Raw genomic sequence first — 11,910 nt, 5'->3', positions numbered from 1 at the left:
TGAAGAAACCGTAGCGAGCGGCCCGAGGTCGCATCGAGGACCGGAACCGTACACCCGTACGGTGAGGACCGCAGATGCGAGATCGGGACGCGCAGTAGGTTTATTCGCGCCTTCAGTGGATGAGCCGTCCTCCGTTGCCAATCATTGAGAGCGTCACTGGATGCGGACGCACTCCCGGGTCGTCACCCCCCGACACCGGAATCCCCTCGATCTCACGCCGAAGCATCAGCTTCATGGCGTCCTGCATCGAACGGCGTGGTGAGGCGGCCAGCGCGGTGCGCGCCGCTTCCACCGTCACCATCGCCACCACGTACCCTTCCAGCGAGAAGTAGCTGAACTCGTCGCGGCCCATGTGGCTGCGCATGTCCTGCTGGTAGCGCTGCACCAGCGGCGACGTTGCCAGGCGCGGGTTGGGCATGACCTGCGAGATCACGGTGCCGCGCGCCGCCGGCCCCACGCTCTTCGCGAGCGCCTCGCCATTGACGATCGAGAGCATGTACGGCGTCGGCCGTGTGATGCCACTCTCCGCCGCCAGCCCCGACAGCAGCTTCACCCCACACGGCGTCACGCACAGCGCGAACAGCGCATCGGGCTTCGCCGCACGCACGCTCGCGGCCAGCGCGGCGCCGTCCATCTGCGCCAGCGCCACGCCCTGCTGCCCCACGAGTTCGATGCCCGCGCCGCGCAGCGCGGTCTCCAACGCCGCGAACGCATCGCGCCCCAGCCCGTCGTCTTGCCAGACCGCGAACGCGCGCCGCTGCCGCACCGACACGGCCTGCGCGACCAGTTGACGCACCTCGTCCGCGTAGCTCGCGCGCAGGTGGTAGATGAGCGCACGCTGCGCGCCGTGCAGCGACGAGGCCCCCGTCATCGCACCGATCAGCGGCGTGCCCGCCTCGCGCATCGTCGGGTAGGCCGCATCGATGTGCGAAGTGCCGGCCGACAGGCCCAGCGCATCGACCTTGTCCTGCACCACGAGTTGCCGGATGTTCTGCGTGTGGCGCTCCACCGAGTAGCCGTCGTCCAGCGCGCGCCACACCAGCTTGTGCCGCCCGAGCAGGCCGTCGCGCTGCACGCGGGCGAGGTAGGCGTCGATGCCGTCCTTCACGTTGCGCCCGGCCTCGCCGAGCGGCCCGCTCAGCGGCAGCGACTGTCCCACCACGATCTCGTCGGCGCGGCCCGGCAGGCCGAGGAAGAGAAGACCCAGAAACGCAAGCCAGCGGTAGACCATCGTGGTGTCGTCCTTGCCGGTGTCGCCGGCCATGGGGCAGCCTGAAGCAGGCGGGCCCCGATCTTGGCGGCGCACCGCACGCCGCGGCCATCGGACATTTCCGGCCGACGCTACGGGGAACCCTGCTGCTCGCAAACCCTCGGGCGCGGGGTGCGTGGCACGGCCCGCGTCCTATCATCCAGCGCGCCACCGCCCACCCCATGACCGATCCCGCACCCGAGCGCCTGCCGGACATTCCCTTCGACACCATCGTGGAACAGATGGTCGCGGGCATCTACGTGATCCAGGACGACCGCTTCGTGTACTGCAACGCGACCTGGGCCGGCATCGCGGGCTACACGGCCGAAGAAGCGACCGGCATGTCGCTCGCGCAGATCGTGCCGCCCGACTTTCTCGAGGTGGTGCGCTCGCGCATCAGCGCCCGGCTGGCGGGGCTGCCGCCGAGCATGCACTTCATCACGCGCGGCCTGCACCGCGACGGCCGCGTGCGCTTCGTCGAAGTGCACGGCTCGCGCATCACCTACCGCGGCCGGCCCGCCGTGATGGGCGTGGGCGTCGACGTGACCGAGCGCGTGCGCCACGAGGAAGAACGCCAGCGCTCGCGCGAGCAGCTGCAGGCGCTGGCCGCCTACACCGCCAACAAGCTCGAGGAACAACGGCTGGCGCTGTCACGCGATGTGCACGACGTGCTCGGCGGCATGCTGACCTCGATCAAGATGGACGCCACGCGCATCCAGCGCCGCGCCGACAACCCCGAGGTGCAGGCGCTCACGCAGGGCCTGATCGCGCTCACGCAGCAGACCATCGACACGGTGAAGCAGATCTCCGAAGCGCTGCGCCCCAGCGCGCTCGACCACCTCGACCTGTCGGTGGCGCTCGCGAACGAGCTGCAGGCTTTCACGCGGCGCTCGGGCGTGCCCCATTCGCTGGACGCCGACGCGCCCGCGCTGCGGCTTGCGCCCAAACACGCAACGGCGGTCTACCGCATCTTCCAGGAAGGCCTGACGAACGTCTCGCGCCACTCGAAGGCGCAGCACGTCGACGTGCGCTTGCGCGTGGAAGGCGAGCGCCTGCGCCTCACGCTGCATGACGACGGCTGCGGCTTCGACGTCGACGCGCCCGAGGGCAGCGCGCTCGGCCTGTTGAGCATGCGCGAGCGCGCACGCGAGATCGGCGGCGAGCTGCACATCCGCTCGGCGCCCGGCGCGGGCACGCGGCTCGCGCTGAGCGTGCCGCTGCACCAGGAGAGCGGCGCCGCATGATCGACATCCTGATGGTCGACGACCACACGATCTTCCGCTCGGGCCTGCAGCGCCTGCTGCTCGACGAGACCGACCTGCGCACCACGGCCGAGGCCGGCAACGGCGCCGAGGCGCTCGAGCTCGTGCGCCAGCGCCGCTTCGACGTGGTGCTGCTCGACATCAACATGGAAGGCCGCAACGGCCTGGAGGTGCTGGCCTCGATGCGCGCCGCGCAGCCCGCGCTGCCGGTGCTCATGCTGTCGATGTACGCCGAGGAACAGTACGCGCTGGTCGCCATCCAGGCCGGTGCGCGCGGCTACATCGCCAAGGATGCGGAGCCCGCCGAGCTGGTGCGCGCCATCCGCTGCGTGGCGGCCGGCGGCCAGTACCTGAGCGCGCGCGCCGCCTCGCAGGTCAGTGGCCAGCTCGAAGGCCGCGACGACCGCCCCGCGCACCAGCGGCTCACGGTGCGCGAGCACCAGATCATGCTCATGATGCTCAAGGGCATCTCGCTCACCGCCATCGGCGACGAGATGCTCATCAGCGTGAAGACCGTGAGCACGCACCGCAGCAACATCCTCGACAAGCTGGGCGTGGCCAGCACGGCGGAGCTGGTGCTCTATGCAGTGCGCCACGGGATCATTCAGTAGGTCGCGTCAGGAACTCAGCGGGTGCCGTTGCGCAACGGATCGACGGAGTCGGGCAGCGCGTTGAAGTCGATCTGCTGGAACAGGAACTCGCGCTGCTGCGGCGACAGCAGCGAATAGCGCGGCCAGAAGAACAGGTAGTCGTCGGCCGACATGCGCGGCTGGTTGTCGAAGACCATCCGCTTGCTGCACAGCAGGCACACGAAATTGGTCCAGTTGTTCCAGGTCGTCTGGCCATCGAACATGCGGCTCGGTGCGCCGTAGCGGGCGAAGCTCGCCGTGTGGCCGATGAACTTGTCCGACAGCGCCTTGCGGCTGCTGGCGTTCGCGCTGCTCCAGGCAAAGCGCATGAAGTTCGGCTCGTCGGTCACGAAGTTGCCGAACAGCGCCGCCACGTCGATGCCGTGGAACGCGCCGAAGGTGTCCTTCCAGGGCTGCGGCGTGTCGTCCCAGTTGTAGTTGTAGCGGTAGATGTCGCCGTTCTGCAGGCGCAGCACGCGGATCACGTTGTCGATCACGTTGTCCAGCGCGTAGCTGATCACTTCATGGGTCTGCGTGTAGATCGGCTGGAACTCGGGCTTGATCAGCTGGTTGAAGGTGACGGTGCCGGGCGCCGCGTAGTTGGCGAGGTTCCAGAACTCCTGCTGCGACGGCTGGCCCATGCCGAACAGGAAGGCGAAGTAGGAGCCCTCGTCGTGCGTGGAGCCGATCATCAGCGGCATCTTGTTGTAGTTGCCCGCAATCAGGCCGGGCAGCCCGCTCGCGCGGATCACGGTGCCGTCGGTGAAGTGGCCCGGCACCACGGGGCTGGGCGTGAACTTCATGATCTGCGCCGCGCTCGCGCCGCGCAGCAGCGCGGCGATGTCGGACTGGCTCATCGTCACGCGCTGTGCCGCGGCCTGCAACGCCGTGGAGGCGCGGCCGGTGTCGACCAGCAGGCTGTCGATGAGCGAGTCGGCCGCCAGCGTGCCCACCACCGGCGGGTAGGCGTTGGGCACGCCCGACATGCACACCGCGCGATGGAACTTGCCGTCGGCCAGCGGCGACTGCAGCAGGCCCCAGGTGTTGATGCAGCCGGCCGACTGGCCCGCCACCGTCACCAGCCCCGGGTTGCCACCGAAGGCGCGGGCGTTGGCCTTCACCCAGTCGAGCGCGCGCACGAGGTCGAGCGTGGTGAAGTTGCCCGAGTCGTCCAGCGCGTTGCCCGTCTTCATCGCCGGATGGTTCAGCCAGCCCAGCATGCCCATGCGGTACTGCACCGTGACCACCACCATGTTGGCCTTCTGCGCCAGGTAGGCACCGTCGTAGGCCGGCTCGCGCGCCGAGCCCTTCGTGTTGCTGCCGCCGTGGATCCAGAAGAACACCGGCAGGTTCTCGGCGCTGGAGTTCGGGCGCCACACGTTGAGGTACAGGCAGTCCTCCGTGCCCACAGGCTGGCCGAAGGTGGCCGGATCGGGCTCGCCGAAGGGGTTGCCGACCTGCGCGCACATGCCGGCCAGCGTGGTCGCGGCGCGCGCGCCGCTCCACGGCTGCGGCGGCTGCGGGGCGCGCCAGCGCAGGTTGCCGACCGGCGGCTGCGCGAATGGAATGCCCAGGAAGGCGTGCGTGTTGTTGGCGGCAACCTTGCCGTAGATCTGGCCCGCGTCGAGCGTGCGCGTGAGGCTCTGGTTGTAGGCGGCCAGCGCGGGCACCGCGAGCACGGCGAACGCCCACAGGACCGTGGTGCGAAGCAGCAGGCGCAAAAGGCCTGGAAGGGAACGGCAGCGATGCATGGTGGTTGTCTCCTCGAGGTGGATGCGGCAGGCTCTGACGGCCAGGGTCATGCATCGATTCTCGTGAGCACCCCGCGCCGCCGCCTCGGTGTCATCGGAGGGCCGCAGCAAGAATCCGCCGATTGACATCCGGGCCGCAAAGGGCCATGCAAGGCCGCTCATCCGTTCGGCATACTCGACGGCGTCCCCTCGTTGCCTTGTCCCATCGCCATGCATTCACACGACGCGCCCCCCGCTCCCGAACACGCCCTGCGCGCGCTGGAAGAAAAGCTCGGCACCGCCCTGCCCCCGGTCTTGCGCCACTGCTACGCCACCATCAACGGCGGCCGCTTCGGCGATCCGCAGCGGCGCGATGCCGAGTGGCAGCTGCACCCGGTGCGCGACAGCAGCGACCGCAAGCAGCTCAAGCGCACGGCAGAAGACATTCTTCACTTCACGCAGATCGCGCTGCGGAACACGCACTTTCCGCGTCACGGCCTCAGCATCGCGCACGACTACACGATGAGCCGCCAACTGCTGGTGCTGCGCGACGAAGCCACAGGCGTTATTGGCGACGAGATCTTCCTGTTCGAGGCCCACACCGCCCGCTGGTCCGCGCCTTATGCGAGCGACCTGCGTGCGGCCATGGCGCAGCGGCGCACGCCCGAAGCCGTGCAGCCCGACCCGTCGCGCGCGTTGCCGGTCTTCCGCTATTACGCAGATCCTTTCGAATCCGGCGTGATGCGCACGGCGGGCGACACCTGCGAATGCTGCGGGCGGGCGACCGGCTACATCTACGACGGCAGCTTCTACGCCGTGGGCGATGCCTCGCAGTTCTGCCCCTGGTGCATCGCCGACGGCTCGGCCGCGGCGAAGTTCGACGGCGAATTCAACGACGCCGCCTCCGTCGGCATGGGCGAGGTCGCGCTGCCGCCGGCGGTGGTGGACGAGGTGTCCCGGCGCACGCCCAGCTTCTTCAGCTACCAGCAGGAGCAGTGGTGGGCGCACTGCAACGACGCGGGATGCTTTCTCGGCGAGATCGAGCATGTCGACCGCGCGCTGCTGGCCTCCGAGTCGGCGCGCGCGTTCAAGCAGGACATGCAGGCGCAGGAACAGCTGCCGACCGAGGCCGAGTGGCAGTGGCTGCTTGCCACGCCCTCGCGCGAGCGCCACGCCGCGGTCTACGTGTTCCGCTGCCTGCACTGCGACACGCTGGGCGGCTACAGCGATTGCAGCTGAGCCGCCGGGTTCTCGCAGCAGCAGCGGTTGCTGTTGCTACTTGCGCTTCCAGCTCGCCACGGTGATGAACACGCCGGTTTCCTTCGCGTCGCGCAGGCGCACGCTGTAGCGGCCCGCGCCGTCGGTGCCGTTGAAGACGACCTCGCGGCCCTCTTCGTCCAGCGTCGCGCCCTTGGCGAGTTCGCGGTAGGTGTCGACCAGCTTGGCGATCGGCTCGTAGCTGCGCAGCGTGACCTCGGCATCGGGCAACTGCGCCTCGGGGCGCTGCGAGCGCTCGTAGGCCGTGCGCATCGGCAGGCCGGCCAGGCCCTTGGGCAGCACGATCTTGCCGGCGCTGGCCGAGCTGTTCACCTCGGCCGTCTGCACGAGCATCGGATGCAGCGACGCGGGGAAGCCCGGCGGCAACTGCGCGACGCGCCAGCCCGGCACATTGGGCTGGCCGGTGATGTATTCGACGCTGGCGATCTTCTGCGCAGCCGCCACGTCCGCCGGATCGTCGCTCTCGGCCATGGCCGCGAGGTACGAGGGCAGCTGCTTGCTCCAGGCCACCAGCGGCGCGGCGTCGACCTGGCTGGCACCCGCATGCTGGAAGACCGACAGCACGGTCTGCGGCAAGGGGTTGCACACCTTGGGATCGTCGCGCTTCGCGGCTGCGCGGCAGTGGCCGTTGACCAGCCCCACCGCCTGCACGCGGCCGTCGGCATCGATCAGCATGGCGGCGCGCTCTTCGCCGTGACCACCGCCGCTGACGGACGCAATAACCTGGCGGCCGTCGGGCCACACGGTGCGCGTGACATCGAACTTCGAGCGCATGCCCTCGAGCAGCTGCTGCGCGATCAGCGTGTCGGGCTCGGTGTAGCTGCCGCGCGCGTAGCCGACCAGGCCGATCACGGCGCTGCGGATGCGCGTCTGCTCGCTCAGGCGCAGCGCGGGTGGCGGCAGCTCCGTCGTGACGGGCGCTGCAGCATCTTGTGCGTGAGCGGTGAGCGCGCAGGCGAACACAAGCGACGCCAGCGCCGACTGAATCAAGGTCTTCTTCATTCGGAAATTTCCACTTCGATGTTCGTGATCGCGGGCATGTCGCGCGGGATCGTCGTGCTGACGGAGAAGCTCAGGCCGTCGCGGCTGCCGGCGATGAAGCCGTTGCTGGACTCGATGTCCTTCAGCGGCGGCGACAGCTGCTTGTAGAACGCCAGCACCTGCTCCGGCGTGTCGACGGTCTGCAGGCGCAGCACGCGCTTGGCCTTGGCGTCGCTCAGCGCGTCTTGCGCGGTGCCGTAGATCAGCGCCTTGGGGTACAGCGGCACCTGCGCGGAGAAAGCCTTGTTGGGCCGCACGATCGGGCGCGCCGTGGTGCGCGCGGCGTCCATCGTGACGTACTCGGTGGTGGCGATCTTCTCGCCCACGCCCTCGCCGCCCTGCATGCGGTCGGGAACCTGCTGGCTCCATGCGACCAGCGGTTGCGCCTTGGTGCGATCGAAGCCGGGGCGCAAAAAGACCGAGAGCACGGCGTGCTGGTCGTCGAGGCAACCGCTCGACGACGAGTCCTTGCCGCAGCTGCGATGCACCAGCGCGGCAGCCAGCACGTCGCCGCTGCGGTCGTCGACCAGCACGGCCGCGCGCTCGCCGCCGTCGTAGGGCCGGCGGTACGACGAAAGCAGTCGTTGGCCTTCAGGCAGCGCCTGCTGCTTGCGGTCGGGACGCGAGGCCAGGCCCGAGATCAGCTGCTCGGCCAGCAGGCCTTCAGGCCAGTAGTACGAGCCTGACGCCATGCCCGCGAAGCGCGTCACGGCAAGGTCGAGTGCGGGGGCCTGGGAGGATTCCTTCACGCGTTCGTGGTTCGGCACGAGGACGAGTTGGGGTGTCGCGTTTTGTTGAGCGACAGCGCCGAAGGAAGAGAGAAGAAGGAAAGCGAGGAAAGCGGAACGCGGTCGAAAGTGAGGCATGAAAAAAGAAAACGAACGATGCGGCTTGCCCGATGTTTTCGGACAAGTGTGTCGTTTGATTCTAGAAGGCGTTCATTGCCCAAACGCCTCGCATCTCATCGCTGCGACGATCGTCTCACGGTGTGACCGCGAGCTTCGAACACAGCAGCCGCATCGCAGCGCCGATCGGTGCGATCACCGGCACGTCGAAGCGCGGCGTCAACGCCAGTGCGGCCTGCCCGAGCGGACCGCCGCCGATGATCACGGCCTGCGCGCCGTCGTCGTCGATGCAGCGTTGCACGGCTTGTGCCAGTGCCTCTTCGAGCGCGTGCGCATCGGCCGCGAGCGCACGCGGATCGCCCTGCGTCAAGCGGATGCCGCTGTACTGCGCGCGCAGTCCGAGCGCCGCGGCGCGTGCCTCGATCGGCACCACGAGGTCGGGCGTGACGGTGGCGATGCCGAAGCGCCGGCCGCCCTCGCCCGCCGCGAGCATCGAGGCTTCGGCGATGCCGACCACGGGCACTCCGGCTTCGCGCCGCAGCAGCTCCACGCCGGGGTCACCGAAGGCGCTGACGATCACGCCGTCCCAACCCTCGCCGGCTGCCGCGCGCCACACCTTCAGCACCTCGAGCGCCGCCGCGTTCAGCTCGTCTTCGTTGACGATCATCGGCGGGCCCTGCATCGCGGTGCGGCCGGTCACGCGGCAACCGGCGGGAGCTTCGGCGGACGCAATGCCGACCATCATGTCGGTGGTCGCGACGGATGCGTTGGGGTTGATGAGCAGGATGTCGGGCATGCGGAAAGGCGCTTTCTTTTGTCTTGGGAGATCGGTCGCTGCGCGGCTCAGTTCGAACGGGCCAGCGTCGCGTCAGGCGCACGCGCTTCAGGCTCGGCCTCGCCGGGCAACGGCAGCGCATCGGGCGACTGGCCGTAGGTCTCGGGCACGCACTGCACGCTGATCACGAACACCGCGTACATCGCAGCGGCCAGGCCGAACACACCGACCAGCCCGAAGGCATCGAACAAGCGGCCTGCGACCAGCGGCATCAACGCGCCTGCCGCAGTGCCCGTCGCAAGGATGAAGGCCGTGCCGAAGGCGCGCACGCGCGTCGGGTACAGCTCGGGCGCGAAGATCCAGATGGTGGTGTTCAGCAGCAGCACGAAGAACTGGAACACCGCGCCCGCAATGAGGATCACGACGATGCTCTTGGCCACGAAGCCGATGGTCAGCGCCGCGAGGCAGGCGCACACGGCGCCGGCCGTGAGCACGCGCTTGCGCGGAAAGTGAAAGCCCAGCAGCGAGGCCGCAATGGCGCCCAGCAGGCTGCCGCCCTGCATCACCATCGTGAACAGCAGGCTCTTGGACATGCTGTAGCCCAGCGTCACGAGGATGGTCGGCATCAGCGTGAGCACCGAGATCTGCGCGCCGTAGGTCATCCAGATCGTGATGCACAGCGGCACGGTGCGCCGCGCCAGCGCGCCGCGGAAGATCTCGGTCACGCGCACCTTCGGCCGTGCGGCCTGCGCGAGCGTGCCGTCGTCGGTGATGTAGGGGTGTGGCGTCGCTGGCTTGCCCGACAGCCGCCCCGAGGCGAGGCGCGACAGCACTGCATTCGTTTCCTTCACGCGGCCTTGCGACAGCAGGAAACGCGGCGTCTCGGGGATGTAGCGACGGTAGAAGGCGCCGAGCAGCGCCGGCACCATGAGGCAGGCAAACAGCCAGCGCCACGCGTTGTCGCCCGGGAACATCCAGAACACCAGCAGGCCGAAGCCCGGCGCGAGAAAGTTGCCGAGCCCGCCCGCGCCCACGTTCACCATCCCCACGGCCGTGCCGCGGAACTTGGTCGAGCAGAACTCGGCCAGCATGGTCACGGCAATGGCGATCTCACCGCCCAGCCCAAAGCCCACGACCGCGCGGCCCAGCGCCATCACCGTGAAGTTGGGCGCCATCGCGCAGATGCCTGCGCCGAGCGTGAACAGCAGCAGGTCGATCGACAGCATCACGCGGCGGCCGTAGCGGTCGGCAATGAAGCCCGAAATGATCCGCCCGATGGCCGCGCAGGCAAAGGTGACGGTGTTCAGGAAACCGATGTCCGACGCGCTCAGCCCCCACTGCTCGCGCAGCATGGGGCCGACGATGCCCACCGCGTTCTGCTCGAAGGCATCGAACAGGCAGCCGATGAGGATCAGAAAAATGATCGTGTGGTGCGAGCGCGTGACGCCGATGGTGTCGAGCGCGCGATCGAGCTCGGCGACTCGGGGCGAGTCGGGCCCGGAAGAAAGTGCAGGTCCAGCCATGAGAAACCTCTGAAGAAGGAATGAAGTGCTTGCTTGCGCGTGGCAGCCCGATGTCGCGGATCGAATCGTAGGCGGCAACGCGTCTGAATGGCATATGGATTTCACCTACTTTGATTATTTGAAATCCAAATTTCAGACAAGGACAGCCTCAAGCAAGCGGCGTGCCGGGGTTTCTCAGGCTCAGGCAGTGGGTCCTCAGGGGTTGGACTGAAAAAAAGGGGCGCGAACGCACCTGCAGCGGGCGCTCGTGCACCGAGGGCGTGCGCCGCTAGGACCTCGCCGAACCGGCCAGCGCCAGCAGCTCGTCGACGTCCCAGTGATCGTCTGCGTGCCGGCCGTACCTGGCGGCGACCACGGTGCCCCGCCCATCGATGAGCAGGTCGGCCGGCAAACCCGTGATGCCGTTCTCCGCCCGCTTGTAGAACCGGCCCGTCGCAAGAATCCAGCGCAGGCCGCTCCAGAAAACGCGCGGATGCATGAACGCCAGCCGCGAGGTTTCCACGCCGAAGCGCCGATAGTGGCTCTTGGTCGGGTCGGCCACGCAGTCGAACGGCAGCTGCGCCTGGTACTTGCGCATCTCCTGAGCGGACGAGTGAAAGAGCACGACCTCGCGGATGCCCGCTGCCGCCAGCTCACCTTGCCTTCGGGCAAAAGTCAGCAGATGGAAGTTGCAGACCGGGCAGCCCGCGAAGCGGCGAAACTGCAGGTGGACCCAGCGCGCGCCGGCCTCCGGCAGCTGCAAGGGCTTTCCGTGGATCGTTTCCAGGACCGTGGCGGGCACCACATCGCCGGGCGAGAACTTCATCGAAGGTCCTTCAGAAGGGTTGCGAAGACGCCGGACCAGGTTGCTGGAAAGCGTCTTCCGATTTTTAAGTACACTGTACGTTTATTACTTTACAACCCCTTCGAGAACGGAGTCAAGCGTGGGACGTCCCGCCAAATTCACCCGTGAACAGCTCCAGCAGGCCGCGCTGGCGCTGGTCGATGCGGACGGCCTCTCCGGCCTGACCATGCGTGCGCTGGCGAGCCGGCTGGAGACTGGCGCCATGACGCTCTACAACTACGTGTCGCAACGCGAAGAGCTGGAGATGCTGGTGGTCGAAGCGGTGCTGGGCAAGGTGCGCTGGGGGACCGACGGCCACCAGCCCTGGCATGAAGCGCTGGAAGACATCGCGATCGCGCTGTGGCGCGTGATCCGCGACCATCCCCATGTGATTCCGCTGATCCTCACGAAGCGCAGCCGTTCGCCGACGGTGTTCGAGGTGACCGAAGCCCTGCTGCACACGCTGGCCCAAAGCGGCCGCAGCGGTGCCCGCTTGCTCGTGGGTTTTCGCGCGGTGTCCGCGCTCATCATGGGCGCCGCGCAGGCCGAGCTCGCCGGGCCGCTCACGCTGCAGGCCGACGAATCGCCCGACGAGACCATCGCGCGGTTCCAGGCGCTGCCGCCGGACCGGTTCCCCCATCTGATCGAGATCGCGACTGCTGCCACGGCCAGCGATGCAGAGACCGAGTTCCGGGCGAGCCTGTCGCTGCTGATCGATGGTCTGCGCGCAGATGCCGCGCCGCTGGCCTGAAGCC

At 68.3% G+C, this 11,910-nt stretch carries 11 protein-coding genes; 4 read left to right on the top strand and 7 right to left on the bottom strand.

Annotated elements, in window-relative coordinates; all coding sequences use genetic code 11:
* Positions 1–112 precede the first annotated feature (112 nt).
* A complete protein-coding gene (locus CY658_RS22880; protein WP_101492353.1) occupies positions 113–1,264 on the bottom strand; it encodes an ABC transporter substrate-binding protein in 1,152 nt (383 codons plus the stop codon).
* Positions 1,265–1,431: 167 nt separating this feature from the next.
* Here CY658_RS22880 and CY658_RS22875 point away from each other — a divergent pair, with 167 nt between their 5' ends.
* Complete coding sequence (locus CY658_RS22875) at positions 1,432–2,493, top strand: sensor histidine kinase (protein ID WP_101492352.1); 1,062 nt, start codon at positions 1,432–1,434, stop codon at positions 2,491–2,493.
* Complete coding sequence (locus tag CY658_RS22870) at positions 2,490–3,122, top strand: response regulator (RefSeq protein ID WP_101492351.1); 633 nt, start codon at positions 2,490–2,492, stop codon at positions 3,120–3,122. Before CY658_RS22875 ends, CY658_RS22870 begins: the two co-directional genes overlap by 4 nt.
* 14 nt (positions 3,123–3,136) lie before the next feature.
* Here the strand turns inward: CY658_RS22870 and CY658_RS22865 are convergent, their stop codons facing one another.
* The gene (locus tag CY658_RS22865; protein ID WP_180839023.1) at positions 3,137–4,891 is read right to left on the bottom strand and encodes a carboxylesterase/lipase family protein; all 1,755 of its coding nucleotides are present in this window, start codon (positions 4,889–4,891) and stop codon (positions 3,137–3,139) included.
* 210 nt (positions 4,892–5,101) lie between these two features.
* Here CY658_RS22865 and CY658_RS22860 point away from each other — a divergent pair, with 210 nt between their 5' ends.
* Positions 5,102–6,109, top strand: a complete 1,008-nt coding sequence (locus CY658_RS22860; protein ID WP_101492349.1) for a CbrC family protein — start codon at positions 5,102–5,104, stop codon at positions 6,107–6,109.
* 36 nt (positions 6,110–6,145) lie between these two features.
* On the opposite strand, the gene CY658_RS22855 is transcribed toward CY658_RS22860, so the two are convergent.
* The 5 genes from CY658_RS22855 to CY658_RS22835 form a co-directional block, all read right to left on the bottom strand.
* On the bottom strand, positions 6,146–7,150 hold the full coding sequence (locus CY658_RS22855; RefSeq protein WP_101492348.1) for a hypothetical protein: 1,005 nt from the start codon (positions 7,148–7,150) through the stop codon (positions 6,146–6,148).
* Positions 7,147–7,956 (bottom strand): hypothetical protein, encoded by an 810-nt coding sequence (locus tag CY658_RS22850; RefSeq protein WP_180839022.1) that lies wholly within the window; start codon positions 7,954–7,956, stop codon positions 7,147–7,149. Before CY658_RS22850 ends, CY658_RS22855 begins: the two co-directional genes overlap by 4 nt.
* A gap of 214 nt (positions 7,957–8,170) precedes the next feature.
* Positions 8,171–8,830 carry an aspartate/glutamate racemase family protein gene (locus tag CY658_RS22845; RefSeq protein WP_101492347.1) on the bottom strand — a complete coding sequence of 220 codons (660 nt, stop codon included), beginning with the start codon at positions 8,828–8,830 and terminating at the stop codon, positions 8,171–8,173.
* Between the two features lie 47 nt (positions 8,831–8,877).
* Complete coding sequence (locus CY658_RS22840; protein WP_101492346.1) at positions 8,878–10,332, bottom strand: MFS transporter; 1,455 nt, start codon at positions 10,330–10,332, stop codon at positions 8,878–8,880.
* A 268-nt stretch (positions 10,333–10,600) separates the two neighbouring features.
* Positions 10,601–11,137 carry a peroxiredoxin-like family protein gene (locus CY658_RS22835; RefSeq protein WP_101492345.1) on the bottom strand — a complete coding sequence of 179 codons (537 nt, stop codon included), beginning with the start codon at positions 11,135–11,137 and terminating at the stop codon, positions 10,601–10,603.
* A 118-nt stretch (positions 11,138–11,255) separates the two neighbouring features.
* Between CY658_RS22835 and CY658_RS22830 the strand changes: the two genes are divergently transcribed.
* Positions 11,256–11,906, top strand: a complete 651-nt coding sequence (locus CY658_RS22830) for a TetR/AcrR family transcriptional regulator (RefSeq protein WP_101492344.1) — start codon at positions 11,256–11,258, stop codon at positions 11,904–11,906.
* Positions 11,907–11,910: the final 4 nt, after the last annotated feature.

Source organism: Variovorax sp. RO1 (assembly GCF_002849325.1).
GTDB lineage: Bacteria > Pseudomonadota > Gammaproteobacteria > Burkholderiales > Burkholderiaceae_C > Variovorax.
Note: the sequence above shows the minus strand (reverse complement) of the source record. Positions and strands in the feature narration are given on the sequence as shown.